Origin of the sequence: Microbacterium limosum, from assembly GCF_036324365.1 — a bacterium.
GTDB lineage: Bacteria > Actinomycetota > Actinomycetes > Actinomycetales > Microbacteriaceae > Microbacterium > Microbacterium limosum.
Genome location: NZ_CP137080.1, coordinates 653,599 through 667,966, shown reverse-complemented (window position 1 = coordinate 667,966; position 14,368 = coordinate 653,599). Strand labels below are relative to the sequence as shown.

The 14,368-nt window shown below is 69.1% G+C and carries 12 protein-coding genes and 1 tRNA gene; 5 read left to right on the top strand and 8 right to left on the bottom strand.

The genetic code is table 11. From position 1 onward, the window contains the following. Complete coding sequence (locus RYJ27_RS03265) at window positions 1-222, bottom strand: Sp36 family protein (protein WP_330171324.1); 222 nt, start codon at window positions 220-222, stop codon at window positions 1-3. A gap of 86 nt (window positions 223-308) precedes the next feature. Here RYJ27_RS03265 and RYJ27_RS03260 point away from each other — a divergent pair, with 86 nt between their 5' ends. The 4 genes from RYJ27_RS03260 to RYJ27_RS03245 all read left to right on the top strand — a co-directional run bounded on the left by RYJ27_RS03260 (window position 309) and on the right by RYJ27_RS03245 (window position 4,804). Beyond that, window positions 309-2,858, top strand: coding sequence for a transglycosylase domain-containing protein (locus tag RYJ27_RS03260; RefSeq protein ID WP_330171323.1), 2,550 nt, complete (start codon window positions 309-311; stop codon window positions 2,856-2,858). Next, window positions 2,858-3,811, top strand: coding sequence for a metallophosphoesterase (locus RYJ27_RS03255; RefSeq protein ID WP_330171322.1), 954 nt, complete (start codon window positions 2,858-2,860; stop codon window positions 3,809-3,811). Before RYJ27_RS03260 ends, RYJ27_RS03255 begins: the two co-directional genes overlap by 1 nt. Window positions 3,812-3,880: 69 nt before the next feature. Beyond that, a tRNA-Pro gene (locus RYJ27_RS03250) sits at window positions 3,881-3,954 on the top strand. Between the two features lie 79 nt (window positions 3,955-4,033). Further along, window positions 4,034-4,804, top strand: coding sequence for an HAD-IIB family hydrolase (locus RYJ27_RS03245; RefSeq protein ID WP_330171321.1), 771 nt, complete (start codon window positions 4,034-4,036; stop codon window positions 4,802-4,804). Here the strand turns inward: RYJ27_RS03245 and RYJ27_RS03240 are convergent, their stop codons facing one another. From RYJ27_RS03240 to RYJ27_RS03210, 7 genes are all read right to left on the bottom strand, one after another. Beyond that, on the bottom strand, window positions 4,805-6,064 hold the full coding sequence (locus tag RYJ27_RS03240; protein ID WP_330171320.1) for an alpha-hydroxy acid oxidase: 1,260 nt from the start codon (window positions 6,062-6,064) through the stop codon (window positions 4,805-4,807). A 28-nt stretch (window positions 6,065-6,092) separates the two neighbouring features. Continuing rightward, a complete protein-coding gene (locus tag RYJ27_RS03235) occupies window positions 6,093-6,809 on the bottom strand; it encodes a FadR/GntR family transcriptional regulator (RefSeq protein WP_330171319.1) in 717 nt (238 codons plus the stop codon). Window positions 6,810-6,885: 76 nt separating this feature from the next. Then, window positions 6,886-7,905, bottom strand: a complete 1,020-nt coding sequence (gene galE, locus RYJ27_RS03230; protein ID WP_330171318.1) for a UDP-glucose 4-epimerase GalE — start codon at window positions 7,903-7,905, stop codon at window positions 6,886-6,888. A gap of 9 nt (window positions 7,906-7,914) precedes the next feature. After that, on the bottom strand, window positions 7,915-8,595 hold the full coding sequence (locus RYJ27_RS03225; protein ID WP_330171317.1) for a thymidine kinase: 681 nt from the start codon (window positions 8,593-8,595) through the stop codon (window positions 7,915-7,917). Window positions 8,596-8,607: 12 nt separating this feature from the next. Continuing rightward, the gene (locus RYJ27_RS03220) at window positions 8,608-10,083 is read right to left on the bottom strand and encodes a malate:quinone oxidoreductase (protein ID WP_330171316.1); all 1,476 of its coding nucleotides are present in this window, start codon (window positions 10,081-10,083) and stop codon (window positions 8,608-8,610) included. 43 nt (window positions 10,084-10,126) lie between these two features. Further along, the gene (locus tag RYJ27_RS03215) at window positions 10,127-11,203 is read right to left on the bottom strand and encodes an aspartate-semialdehyde dehydrogenase (RefSeq protein WP_330171315.1); all 1,077 of its coding nucleotides are present in this window, start codon (window positions 11,201-11,203) and stop codon (window positions 10,127-10,129) included. Between the two features lie 140 nt (window positions 11,204-11,343). Then, complete coding sequence (locus tag RYJ27_RS03210) at window positions 11,344-12,630, bottom strand: aspartate kinase (RefSeq protein ID WP_330171314.1); 1,287 nt, start codon at window positions 12,628-12,630, stop codon at window positions 11,344-11,346. A gap of 90 nt (window positions 12,631-12,720) precedes the next feature. Between RYJ27_RS03210 and RYJ27_RS03205 the strand changes: the two genes are divergently transcribed. Further along, window positions 12,721-14,118: a threonine/serine exporter family protein gene (locus RYJ27_RS03205; protein ID WP_330171313.1), complete on the top strand. Its 1,398-nt coding sequence runs from the start codon at window positions 12,721-12,723 to the stop codon at window positions 14,116-14,118. Window positions 14,119-14,368 lie beyond the last annotated feature (250 nt).

Below are 14,368 nucleotides of genomic sequence, written 5' to 3'. Positions count from 1 at the left end.
TCACTGCCCTTCGAACTGGCGGGATGCCTCGGCGGCCGCGGCGAGCCCGGCGTTGCCCCGGCCCTGGTCGCCGCCCGAGGGGCGCTTGAAGTAGGCCACGAGCCCTCCCTCGGGGCCCGGGACCACCTGGACGAGCTCCCACCCCTGCTTCCCCCAGTTGTTCAGGATCGCCGCCGTGTTGTGGATCAGCAGCGGGGTCGTCAGGTACTCCCAGGTGGTCATCGATCTCCTCGGATCAGGGCTCGGGTCAGGGCCTTCATGCGGCCGTGTTGGGGCTTCCCTCAGGGAACTCCCTTAGCATTCACCCTATGCCTGGTACGAAAAAGACGGCTACGGGTGTGCTCGGCGGTCTCGCCGGCCTCGTGGGCCTCTCCGCTGTCGCGGGTGTTCTGGTGACCGCAACCGTCACGCCGGCGATCGCCGTGTCCGGCGCCGCGGCCTCGAGCGCCATCACGATGTTCGACAACATGCCGAGCTATCTCGAGATCGACGAGCTCATGCTGCCGACCGAGATCTACGCGACCGCGAGCGACGGCACCGAGGTGCAGCTCGCGCGATTCTACGACCAGAACCGCCTCCCGGTGACCTACGAGCAGATCAACCCCGTGGTGTACGACGCGATCCTCTCGAGCGAGGACCCGCGCTACTACGACCACGGCGGGGTCGACCTCATCGGCACCTCGCGCGCCGTCATCAGCAACGTGCAGGGCGGCGCGACGCAGGGCGGCTCCTCCATCAGCCAGCAGTACGTCAAGAACGTGCTCGTCCAGCGCTGCGAGCGGGACGCGCCGACGGCCGAGGACCTCCAGGCGTGCTGGGTCGAGGCGACCACGGCCTCCGGCATGGACGGCATCGAGCGCAAGTTGCAGGAGATGCGCTACGCGATCGCGATGGAGCAGCGCTACTCGAAGAACGAGATCCTGCTCGGCTACCTCAACATCGCCAACTTCGGCGGAACGAACTACGGCGTCGAGGCGGCCGCGCAGTACTACTTCGGAACATCCGCCGCAAACCTCTCGCTCGGCCAGGCGGCCACGCTCGCGGGAATGGTGCAGAACCCCAACACGTTCCGCATCGACCGCCCCGAGAGCGAGTCCAACGGCGCCGCCAACGGCTACCAGCTGACACTCGATCGTCGCAACTACGTGCTCGGACGGATGCTGGCCGACGGCAAGATCAGCCAGGAGCAGTACGACGCGGCGTACGCCGAGCCGATCGCACCGAACATCGTCCCCTCCACGCAGGGCTGCGAGTCAGCGGGAGGTTCTGCGTTCTTCTGCGACTACGTCCGCACGATCGTCGAGACCGACGAGGCCTTCGGCGAGACACCCGAGGAGCGTCAGGCAGCCTTGCGGCGGGGCGGGCTCAAGATCTATACGACGATCGATCTCGACCTGCAGAAGGCTGCCGAGGACGCGATCTCGATCGTCCCGGCCACGCACCCGAACCTCGACCTCGGCTCCTCCGGAGTTCAGCTCGAGGTGTCCACCGGCCGAGTGCTGTCGATGGTGCAGAACCGCCCTTACACGCAGGACGCCGACAAGGCGGCGAGCGACCCGGCCTTCACGTCGGTGAACTTCAACACCCCGTACATCAACGGCGGCTCCAACGGCTTCCTGCCGGGATCGACCTACAAGGTGTTCACCCTCCTCAACTGGCTCGAGCACGGCCACTCCGTCAACGAGGTCCTGAACGGACGCCAGCGCAACTTCACCGTCATGGCCGACTGCGACGGCGGAACCCAGCGCATCACCTCCAACCAGATCAAGAACTTCCAGGGCGTCGGAGGCTACAACGGCACCCCGATGCGCTTCACCGCCGACTCGCTCAACACCGGGTTCCTGGCGATGAGCGAGAAGGTCAGCGTCTGCGACACCAACAAGATCGCCGAGCGGATGGGTGTCGAGCTCGCCAACGGCGGGTCGGTGACCGAGACGAACTTCGTCTACGACATCCTCGGTTCCAAGGCCATCGCGCCGATCGACATGGCGGCCGCCTACGCGACCATCGCGAACAAGGGCATCTACTGCGAGCCGAAGGCGATCGACCGCGTGATCGACGCCGACGGCAACGAGCTTCCCCTCCCCGAGACCACCTGCAACCGGGTCCTCGACGAATCGGTGGCGGCGACCGCCGCCTTCACGCTCGAAGGCGTCATCAACGGCGGCTCGGCCGGGTCGTCGCGGACCTACGACGGCGTCCCCGTCTTCGGCAAGACGGGGATCCACGAGCAGATCCACACGTGGATGGATGGCGCGAGCTCGAAGGTCGCCACGGTCGTGTGGGTCGGCAACGTGAAGGGCGAGGTCCGGCTCGACCGCAACTCGGCCAACGGACGCGCCCTGTGGACCATCCGCCACTCGATCTGGCCCGTCATGCAGCGCGCCGCGAACGCCAAGTACGGCGGCGACGACTTCCCGCGCCCCGATCAGAACCTCACGCGCCAGGTGTTCATCGACCTGCCGAGCGTCGTGGGCCAGAGCGTCGATCAGGCCCGTGCCACTCTGCAGGCCGCAGGGTTCAGCGTGAACGTCGGCGACGCCGTCGACGCCTCGGAGTCCGCCGGCACGATCGTCCGTCAGGACCCGGGCGCGGGTCGCGTGTCGGGCGCCACGGTCGTGACCATCTACCCGAGCAACGGCGAGGGCGCGAGCATTCCGGGAGGCCTCGTGGGGCAGACTCAGGAGGCCGCGGCATCCTCCCTCCGCTCGGCAGGGTTCGGCAACGTCAGCGCCCAGTGCACCGAGAACGAGGACGCACCGGAGAACGGCCGCGTCACGGGCGTCTCGCCCGACGAGGGGACCTCGACCAATCGCAACACCGCGGTGACGCTGAGCGTCGAACGCCGCGATTGCTGATGTCGCCACGTAGGCCCAAGGGCCCCCGCGCGCTCGTCGCGCTGGGGGCCCTCGCGGCGTCCGCCGCCGTATGGGGCATCGGCGTCGAGCGCCATCTCTACACGGTCCGGCGTGCGACGCTCGCGGTGCTGCCTCCCGGCGCCACTCCGCTGCGGGTGCTGCACCTCTCCGATGTGCACATGGCGCCGTGGCAGAGCCGCAAGCAGGCGTGGATCGCGCATCTCGCTTCGCTGCGTCCTGACCTGATCGTCAACACCGGCGACAACCTGGGACACCCGGATGCACTGCGCGGCATCCGAGCCGCATTCGCCGGCTTCCGCGGTATCCCGGGTGTCTACGTGCACGGGTCGAACGATCTCTTCGCCCCGCAGCCGCGCAACCCGATGCGCTACTTCCTCGGCCCCTCCAGGCGCCGTATCGAGGTCGACGAGCTCGACACCGACACGATGGACCGGTTCTTCACCGAGACCCTCGGCTGGAGCGGGCTGAACAACGCCTCGGCCCGCCTCGAGGTCGCCGGCGTACGCATCGACGCGTTCGGGGTGGACGACGCCCACCACGATCTCGACAGGCTCGACCTGGTGCCCCAGCTGGCATCGGGGCTCGCGGCGCCCGGCCGGGAGCCGTCCGCCCCCGCCGCCCTGACGATCGGCGTGACGCACGCGCCGTATCGCCGTGTGCTGGACGCCTTCACCGACGCCGGAGCCGACGCGATCTTCGCGGGGCACACACACGGCGGTCAGGTGCGCGTACCCGGCCTCGGAGCGCTCGTCGCGAACTGCGATCTGCCGCTCGACCAGGTGCGCGGTCTGTCGACATGGCAGCGCGGCGGCCGGCGCGTGCCGCTTCATGTCAGCGCGGGGCTGGGGCATTCGATCTACGCGCCCGTACGATTCGCCTGCCCGCCCGAGACCACCCTCCTGACCCTGCTCCCGCGCACCGACGTCGTCTGACACCCCGCGCGCCGGAGCCGGGCCGGTTCGGCACGAGGGAAGAGTTCGGGTAGACTCGGAGGGTTGCCACGGGGTGTGGCGCAGCTTGGTAGCGCGCGTCGTTCGGGACGACGAGGCCGCAGGTTCAAATCCTGTCACCCCGACAGCGGGAATTGGGTCGACCGGCAGGTCGGCCCATTTCCATATCCACCGGAATCCCCTCATCGATGGAGAAAGAAGACCGTGACCATCGCGCCCCGACTCGTCGCCTTCGACCTGGACGACACCTTGGCTCCCTCGAAGAGCCCCATTCCGGAGCGCATCGGCCGCCTGCTGCTCGCCCTCGCCGAGCGCGTCGACGTCGCCATCATCTCCGGCGGCCAGATCCAGCAGTTCCGCTCGCAGGTCGTCGAGCGGCTGCCGGATGCCTCGGCATCCACCCTCGCGCGAGTACACCTCATGCCCACATGCGGCACCCAGTACTACCGCTTCGCCGAGTCCGGCGAGCTCGACACGGTGTATGCGCACTCGCTCACGCAGGACGAGAAGGACCGTGCTCTGACCGCCGTCGAGGAGGAGGCGCGCCGGCTCGGGTTCTGGGAGAGCGAGACCTGGGGCGACATCCTCGAGGACCGGGGGTCGCAGATCACGTTCTCGGCCCTCGGCCAGCATGCACCGCTCGACGCCAAGATGGCCTGGGATCCGGCGGGTACGAAGAAGGCGTCGCTGCGCGATGCCGTGGCCGCGCGCATCCCCGATCTCGAAGTGCGCTCAGGAGGGTCGACATCGGTCGACATCACGCACCGCGGTATCGACAAGGCGTACGGGATGACGCGGCTTGCCGAGCACACCGGCATCCCGCTCTCCGACATGCTCTTCATCGGCGACCGTCTCGACGAGGGCGGCAACGACTATCCGGTGCTCGCTCTGGGTGTGCCGTGCCAGGCCGTGGAGGGCTGGCAGGAGACCGCTCGGTACCTCGACGAGCTCATCCCCTCGCTCCCCGCCCGCTGATCAGTCGGCGGTCACACCCGCCACCTCCGGGGAGACCGGCACGAGCCTCGTCAGCTGCGTCACGTGGCGCGGCTCGAGCTCCTCGAGGGCCGAGACCCCCAGAAGCCGCATCGTCCGCTCGATCTCGCCCCGCAGGATGGCGATCGTGCGGTCGACCCCCTCGCGACCACCGGCCATCAGGCCGTAGAGGTATGCGCGACCGACCAGGGTGAACTTCGCCCCGAGGGCGACCGAGGCGACGATGTCGGCGCCATTCATGATCCCGGTGTCGATCATGACGGTGGCATCGCGCCCGACCTCGCGCACGACATGGGGCAGCAGATGGAACGGGATCGGTGCGCGGTCGAGCTGACGCCCGCCGTGGTTGGACAGGACGATTCCGTCGACGCCCAGGTCGACCAGCCGCGCGGCGTCCTCGATGTTCTGCACGCCCTTGACGACGATCCTCCCGGGCCATAGCCCGCGGACCACCTCGAGGTCGTCGTAGCTGATCGTGGGGTCCATCGCGGCATCCAGCAGCTCCCCCACCGTGCCGCCCGTGGACGACAGCGACGCGAACTCGAGCTTGGGCGTCGTGAGGAAATCGAACCACCACCAGGGGCGCGGGATGGCGTCGACGACGGTCCCGACCGTCAACCGCGGCGGGATCGAGAATCCGTTGCGCTTGTCGCGCAGCCGCGCGCCCGCCACGGGGGTGTCGACGGTGAACATGAGCGTGTCGAAGCCCGCTGCCGCGGCGCGCTTCGCCAGGCCGTAGGAGATGTCGCGGTCACGCATAACGTAGAGCTGGAACCAGTTGCGTCCGGCGGGGTTCGCCGCACGGACGTCCTCGATCGATGTGGTTCCGAGCGTCGAAAGGGTGAACGGGATACCCGCCGCCCCCGCCGCCGAGGCGCCCGCCACCTCCCCCTCGGTCTGCATGAGGCGCGTGAAGCCGGTCGGGGCGATCCCGAACGGCATCGCGCTGGGCTCGCCCAGGATGGTCGTGGAGGTGTCGACCTCGACCGCGGGCCGCAGGATCGACGGATGGAATTCGATGTCCTCGAACGCGAGCCGGGCCCGGTTCAGGGAGAGCTCCCCCTCTGCCGCGCCGTCGGTGTAGTCGAAGGCGGCCTTCGGCGTGCGGCGCCGGGCGATCCTCCGCAGGTCGGCGATCGTCAGGGCAGAGTCCAGACGCCGCCTGCGCCCGTTGAAATCGGGCTTCTTGAAGCGCATCAGCTCCCGCAGTTCGGACGGGTTGGGCAGCTGCCGCGTGACCATGAGTGTCCCCCTCGAGGTGTGGTGCGTTTCAGACGCGGGCCAGGCCCGCCCCCGCGTAATACCCGGTGATGTGTTCCCGGATGCGCAGATGCGCGCCGTCTTCGTCGCCGCGCTCGATCGCCTCCAAGACGCCTCGGTGCTCTGCGCGCAGCTGCGCGGCGGTCGCCTCCCAGTCGGCGATGCGTCCCGCGCCCGCGCGGACGTACGACTCGATCGAGCTGCGCAGGCCCGCCATCATGGCAGCGACGACGACGTTGCCCGATGCCTCCGCCAGGCACAGATGGAACTGGGCGTCGAGGGCGAGGAACTCCCCCGCGCTCAGATCGTCCCGCTCCATCGCGTCGAGGACGTCGCGCGCGGGGCCCAGGGGCGCCTCGGGGAGCGACGCGAGGGTCTCGACGATGCCCGTCTCCAGCATCAGGCGGGTCTTCACGACGTCGTGCAGCGGGAATCCGTGAGCGGCCACCTGCAGCCGCAGGAGTGCGGCCATGCCGCCCTGCGGGGTGGCGACGATGATCGCCCCCGCGGCGGGGCCCGACCCCGTGCCCGTGCGGACCAGCCCCAGCACCTCCAGCACCCGCATCGCCTCGCGGACGCTGGATCTGCCCACCCCGAGGCTCGCGGCGAGCTCGCGCTCGGCGGGGAGGCGATCGCCGGGCGCGAAGCGTCCGTCGATCAGACCGCTCTCGATGTGCTCGAGCACGACCTGCCAGGCCTTGGGTGCGCCCGGCGATTTCTCCTGCATGCTCCTCCGCGCTGCTCTGTGGTCCGACCACGATAGGGTCGTGTGGTCAGACCACGCAAGCCCGCGCAGCGAGCGGTCAGGCTCCCGCGTATCCTGACGGGTTCGACTGCTGCCAGTGCCAGTAGTCCCGGCAGGCATCGTCGATGCCTCTTTTCGTGACCCACCCCAGGTCTCGTCGCGCCTTCGCCGGGTCGCAATAGCTCGCGGCGACATCCCCGGGACGGCGGTTCATCATCTGCTTCGGAAGGTCACGCCCGATAGCCCTCTCGAATGCCGCGACGAGTTCCAGCACACTGACGGGGAGCCCGGTTCCGAGGTTGTAGACGACGTACCCCGGCTCGGCTTTCTCGAGCGCCGCGACATGTCCCTCGGCGAGGTCGACGACGTGGATGTAGTCGCGCAATCCTGTGCCGTCAGGAGTGTCATAGTCGCTTCCGAAGATTCCGACTCGGTCCAGTGTCCCGATCGCCACGCGTGAGACGTACGGCATGAGGTTGTTCGGGGTTCCTGCGGGATCCTCGCCGATCAGGCCGCTCGGGTGCGCCCCGACGGGGTTGAAGTACCGCAGCACCGTGACATTGAGTTCTGGGTGAACCCGAGCGATGTCAGCCAGGATCACCTCGTTCATTCGTTTGGTCTTTCCGTAGGGGTTGGAAAGATCCACGCTTGTGCTCGACTCCTCGGTGAAGGGCAGGTCCGCGGGATCGGAATACACCGTGGCGCTGCTCGAGAACACGAAAGAGCGGATGCCGCGCTCGAGTCCCACGCGGAGGAGGGCGAACGTCGAGTCCAGGTTGTTCGCGTAGTACTCCAACGGCTTCTGCGTCGACTCCCCCACGGCCTTGAACGCGGCGAAGTGGATGATGGCGTCGAAGGGACCGTGCTCGTCGAACGCGGTGGTCACGACGGCGTCGTCGGCGGCATCGCCGACGACGAGCGGCGCGGCCCGGCCGGTGATGGTCTCGACGCGCTCCGCCGCGACGGCGTGCGTCCCGGACAGGTCGTCGAGCAGCACGACGTCGTGTCCGGCATCCAGCAGGGAGACCGCGGTGTGCGTGCCGATGTAGCCGGCCCCGCCGGCAAGGAGTACTCGCATGCGCCCAGCCTACTGATCGTGGGTCTCGCGCCCCTCGCCCAGCACGCCGCCGGACTCCTGCAGGTAACACGTGCCACAGAGCGACTCATACGTCACGAAGTGGTCGTCGCGCACTGCCGCGCCCGCGGCATCGATGGCCACCTGGTCGCCGTCGAAGACGAACCGACCGCCCACGACCCGACCGTTGAAGACCGCCTTGCGCCCGCAGCGGCAGATGGTCTTCAGCTCCTCGAGCGAATGGGCGATCTCGAGCAGACGGCGCGATCCCGGAAACGCCGCGGTCAGGAAGTCGGTGCGGATGCCGTATGCCAGCACCGGAATGCCGTCCTCGACCGCGATGCGGAACAGGTCGTCCACCTGCGCCGGGGTGAGGAACTGCGCCTCATCGACCAGCAGGCAGGCCACGTCCCTGGGCCGGGCATCCGGGATGAGCGCGCCGTCGCCGGCGTGGCGCACACGCTCGCGCTCGACCGCGAAGAGAGCCCGGGCATCGTCGCGCGCTCCGATGAGGAAGTCCACCGGCCGGGTCACGCCGAGGCGGGACTCGATCTGGGCCGCGCCCTTCGTGTCGATCTCGGGCTTGGCCAGCAGCACGCTCTGCCCGCGCTCCTCGTAGTTGTACGCGGCCTGCAGCAGCGCCGTCGACTTGCCCGAGTTCATCGCGCCGTAGCGGAAGTAGAGCTTCGCCATGACGCCGGGGACCTACCGGGAGATGGCGAGGGCGCGTGCGGTCTCCTCGATCGCCGTGCGCGCTGCGGCCTCGTCCGGATTGAGCGTGCGACCGTAGCTCGGGATCAGCTCCCGCAGTCGCGGTGCCCATTCCTCGATTCGGTCGGGGAAGCAGGTCTGCAGCAGCCCGAGCATGATGGACACCGCGGTCGATGCGCCCGGAGAGGCGCCGAGCAGCCCCGCGATCGAGCCGTCCTCGGCCGCGACGACCTCGGTCCCGAACTGCAGGACGCCCACCTTCTCGGGGTCCTTCTTCATGACCTGCGCCCGCTGTCCCGCGTCGAGGAGCTCCCAGTCCTCGTCGCGCGCGGTGGGCACGAACTCGCGCAGGCTCTCGACCTTGTCCTTGTGGGACTTCAGGAGCTCACCGACGAGGTACCTGATGAGAGAGGGGTTGTCGACCGCGACCTTCAGCATCGGCAGGATGTTGCCCGGCCGCACCTGCGTGACGATGTCGAGCATCGACCCGTTCTTCAGGAACTTGGGGCTGAAAGTCGCGAACGGGCCGAACAGCAACGATGCCTCGCCGTTGACGACGCGCGTGTCGAGGTGAGGCACGGACATCGGCGGCGCACCGACGGATGCCTGAGAGTAGACCTTGGCCCGGTGCTGAGCGACGAGGGCCGGGTTCGAGGTCTTCAGCCACTGGCCGCCGATCGGGAAGACCCCGTAACCGGAGATCTCCGGGATGCCCGAGCGCTGGAGGAGCTTGAGCGCCCACCCGCCGGCCCCGACGAAGACGAACCGTGCGTTGATGCGGCCGGGCGTATGGCCGATCAAATCGCGGAACGTGACGAGCCACGAGCCGTCGGCCTGCCTCTTCAGCTTCTTGACCTCGCGGTTGGTGAACACCCTCGCGCCGCGCTCACGCAGGTTGTCGAACAGCTGATGAGTGAGGGCGCCGAAGTCCACATCGGTGCCGGCGGGGACCCGCGTCGCGGCGAACGGCTCGTCGCTCTTCCGGCGCTTCTTCATCAGCAGGGGCGCCCATTGGTGGATGACGCGGGAGTCCTCGCTGTACTCGATGCCGGCGAACAGGGGCTCGTCCTTGAGCGCCTCGTACCTCTTGCGGAGGTAGGAGACATCCTTCTCCCCGCGCACGAACGTCATGTGAGGCGTCGCGTTGATGAAGGTCGACGGAGCGTCGAGCACCCCTCGCTCCACCAGCGACGCCCACAGTTGGCGGCTCTGCTGGAACTGCTCGTTGATCGCGATCGCCTTGGCGGGGTCGACGGTTCCATCGGGCGCCTCCGGCATGTAGTTGAGCTCGCACAGGGCGGCATGGCCCGTCCCGGCGTTGTTCCACGCGTTTGAGCTCTCCATCGCGACGTCGTCGAGACGCTCGAAGACGGTGATCTTCCAGTCGGGCTGCAGCTCGGAGATGAGCGTGCCCAGCGTGGCGCTCATGATTCCGCCACCGATCAGCACGACATCGACTGTTTCGGTCACCAGTTCATTCTCCTTCGGTGGCGGGCGGGGCCCGTCCGCGTGTTCAGGCGGCGGCGGAGGCGCCCAGCGAAGCGGCGACCAGCTCCGCGATCTGCACGGCGTTCAGCGCCGCCCCCTTGCGCAGATTGTCGTTGCTGAGGAAGAGCACGAGGCCCTTGCCCTCCGGAGCCGACTGGTCGGCCCGGATCCGCCCGACGAAGCTCGGGTCGCTGCCGGCCGCCCGAAGCGGCGTCGGAACATCCTCCAGCGCGACACCCGGCGCGTCCGCGAGGATCTCGCGCGCGCGCTGCGGGGAGATGTCGTCCGCGAACTCGGCGTGGATCGAGAGCGAGTGGCCGGTGAACACCGGAACGCGCACGCAGGTGCCGGCGACCCTCAGGTCGGGTAGTTCGAGGATCTTGCGGCTCTCGTTGCGGAGCTTCTTCTCCTCGTCGGTCTCGTTGTCGCCGTCGTCGACGAGATTGCCCGCGAACGGGATGACGTCGAAGGCGATCGGCGCGACGTACTTCTCCGGCGCCGGGAAGTCGACCGCCGACCCGTCGTGCACGAGACGCAGCGTGTCGCCCTGCGCGAGCACGCTCTCCACCTGGCCGAGGAGCTCGTTCGCTCCGGCGAGCCCCGATCCGCTGACCGCCTGGTAGGTGCTGACGATGAGGCGCTGCAGGCCCGCTTCGGCGTCGAGCGGCTTCAGCACCGGCATCGCCGCCATGGTCGTGCAGTTGGGGTTGGCGATGATTCCCTTGACGGCCTGAGCGATCGCGTGCGGGTTGACCTCGCTCACGACGAGCGGCACCTCGGGATCCATCCGCCACGCGCTCGAGTTGTCGATCACGACGGCGCCCGCCTCTGCGAAGCGGGGCGCGTGGGCGCGCGATCCGGTCGCGCCGGCGGAGAAGAGCGCGATGTCGATCCCGGCCGGGTCCGCCGTCGCGACATCCTCGATCACGACCGTGTGGCCGCCGAACTCGACGCTCGTGCCGGCCGAGCGCGCGGTGGCGAACAGCCGGAGCTCACCGATCGGGAACGAGCGCTCGATCAGGATCTCTCGCATCACGGTGCCCACCTGGCCGGTGGCGCCCACGACGGCGACGGAGAGTCCGGAATCTGCGATACGGGTCATGACGGTGCTTTCTGAGTGGGGATCCGGTCGATTCTACCGACCATGCGAAGACAGGCGATGCGACGAGGACAGGAGGGCCCGGCCGTGACCGTCCTGTTCTCGGCCGAGCTCCTGCGGCGGGCTGGGCCTGCTCGGTCGTGTCAGCGACCCGTCCCGGCGTAGACGGTCGCGTCGGTGTCGCCGTCGAGGCCGTACGCCGTGTGGACGACCCGCGCCGCTTCGGCAAGGTCGCTCGCTCGCACGACGACCGAGATGCGGATCTCGGAGGTCGAGATCATCTCGATGTTGACGCCCGTCACGCTGAGCGCCTCGAAGAGCGTCGCCGAGACGCCCGAGTGGGTGCGCATGCCGGCGCCGACGACCGAGAGCTTTCCGATCTGGTCGTCGTGTACGAGACTCTCGAAGCCCACCGAGGTCTGCTCGCCGGCGAGCGCCTTGAGCGCGGTGGCGGCATCCCCCTTGGGAAGCGTGAAGGAGATATCGGTGCGCCCCGTCGCGGCGGCGGAGACGTTCTGGACGATCATGTCGACATTCGCGCCCGACTTCGCGACGATGTTGAAGATCTCGGCCGCCTTGCCCGGGACATCGGGCACGCCGATGACGGTGATCTTGGCCTGTCCCACATCCGTGGCGACACCCGTGACGATGGGCTCTTCCATGCCGTCTCCCTGCTGTGCGAGCGCCGCGCGGCGCTTCTCGTCGAGGACGAGGGTGCCCTCGCCCGAGCTGAACGTGGACCGCGCGTGGATCAGCACGTCGTGACGGCGGGCGTACTCGACGGCGCGGATGTAGAGGACCTTCGCCCCGTTGGCGGCAAGCTCGAGCATTTCCTCGCTGGAGACGGTGTCGAGCTTGTGCGCCTTCGGGACGATGCGGGGGTCGGCGGTGAAGATGCCGTCGACGTCGCTGTAGATCTCGCAGACGTCGGCGTTCAAAGCCGCCGCGAGCGCGACGGCCGTCGTGTCGGACCCGCCACGGCCGAGCGTCGTGATGTCGCGGGTGTCGCGGTTGAAGCCCTGGAAGCCCGCGACGATCACGATCGCCCCCTCGTCGAGCGCCTCGCGCAGGCGCACGGGGGTGACGTCGACGATGCGGGCGGCGCCGTGGGTGGAGTCGGTGATCATCCCCGCCTGGCTGCCCGTGAACGAGCGCGCCTCGAAGCCCATCGAGTGGATGGCCATCGCGAGGAGGGCCATCGAGATGCGTTCGCCGCTCGAGAGCAGCATGTCCAGCTCCCGGGGTGCGGGGATGGGGGCGACCTGCCCGGCGAGGTCGAGCAGCTCGTCGGTCGTGTCGCCCATCGCGCTCACGGCTACGACGACGTCGTTGCCGCCGCGGCGGGTGTCGACGATGCGCTTGGCCACCCGCTTGATGCTCTCGGCGTCGGCGACCGACGAACCGCCGTACTTCTGCACGATCAGAGCCACGATGAAACTCCCGGGGGTGAAGGGCGCTCGGATGCCGCACCCGACGTCCCATCTTACGGAAGGGCCATCCGCGATTACGATCGAGGGGTCATGCACCAGCGCCGTCGTCGCCTCTTGTCCTCGCTCGGCGGGCTCGTCCGAGCAGAGGTGCCCGCCGACACCCTGACCGAGGCGATCCCGGTGATCGACGACGGGATGGCCGTCGGCATCCTCGATATCGCCGTGCGCATCGGGCAGACGATGCTCGCGACGGGCGCCTCCGCCAGCGACGTGACCGCGACGATCGTCCGGGTGAGCGCGGCCTACGGGCTCGACCCGGTGCACGTCGACGTCACCTACAACTCGATCACCGCATCGCACCACCGCGGCGGTGCCCCCCGCCCGATCACGCTCCTGCGCGTCGTGCGGCAGACGGCCCCCGACCACGACAAGCTGCGCCGCCTTCAGTCCCTCGTCGCGGATGTCGGCCAGGGGCTCGATCTCGCACGGGCACGCACGCGCCTGCGGGAGATCCGGCGCTCGCCGTTCCGCTACGGACCGGGCATCGTCATCGTCGCCCAGGCGATGCTGGCGGTGGGCGTCGCCGTGATGTTCGGCGCCGGCCCCCTCGCCGTCGCCGTCGCTTTCGTCGCGGCGGGTGCCGCCGCCGTCACGCAGGCCCTGCTCGCTCGCGCGAAGGTGCCCTTCTTCTTCAGCCAGATCGCGGGCGCACTCGTGCTCACCCTCGTCGCGGCGCTGACGCCACTGCTCGCGATGACCTCGATCCCGGGCGGCGACAGCGTCAGACCCTCCGTCATCGTCGCCTCCGGCGTCGTCCTGATGCTCGCGGGACTCACCGTCGTGGGTGCCGCGCAGGACGCTATCGACGGCTTCGCGCTGACCGCGACGGGGCGGATCCTCGAACTGACGACCCAGACGCTGGGCGTCGTGCTCGGCATCCTCGCCGGTCTCCAGACGGCGCGCGTGGTCGGGCTCGCGATGGAGCCGCCGAGCGAGGCCCTGCCGCTCGGGCCCGTGCCGCTGCAGTTCGCGGGAGCTGCGCTCATCGCGGTCGCCGTCGCCGTCTTCAACGGCGCGGGGCTGCGCATCGTCGTCGTGAGCACCGTCCTGAGCGTGGTCGCCTGGATCGGATTCCTCGCGGCGTCCGGCGCGGGTTTGGAAGTCGCCGCCGCCAGTGGCATCGGGGCGTTCGCGGGAAGCTTCGTCGGGGTGATCGCCGCGTACCGGCTCCACGTGCCGGCGGTCGCCATCACAACCGCGGCGATCCTGCCGATGGTGCCCGGTGCGGCCGTCTTCCGCGGCCTGCTCGGAATCGTCGAGTCGGGCGAAGACCCGCAGATCATGATCGCGGGCTTCGGTACGCTCGCGGGCGCCGGGGTCATCGGTGTGAGCCTCGCCGTCGGGGCGTCGCTGGGCATCTACCTCGGTCAGCCCGTGCGCGCCTCCCTCGGCGGCGTCGTGCGCGCCCGCGCTCGGCTGCGCCGATAGGTTCCGCCCCGCCCGGGCTGTAGCCATGGCCGCACTCTTCGTCCCCGCATCGGCGTTCGCAGCGCCGGCGGACACGTCTGAGTCCTTCACCGACACGGGAGCCGTGCAGAGCGGGACTGTGCCCGATGGCGTCACCGAGATCTATGTGCACCTGGCAGGGGCGAGGGCGGAGCGGCGGACAACCGCGGCGCGGGCGCCCAGCTGACAGGCACACTGTCGGTCGCGCCCGGCACGACCCTCAACATCCTCG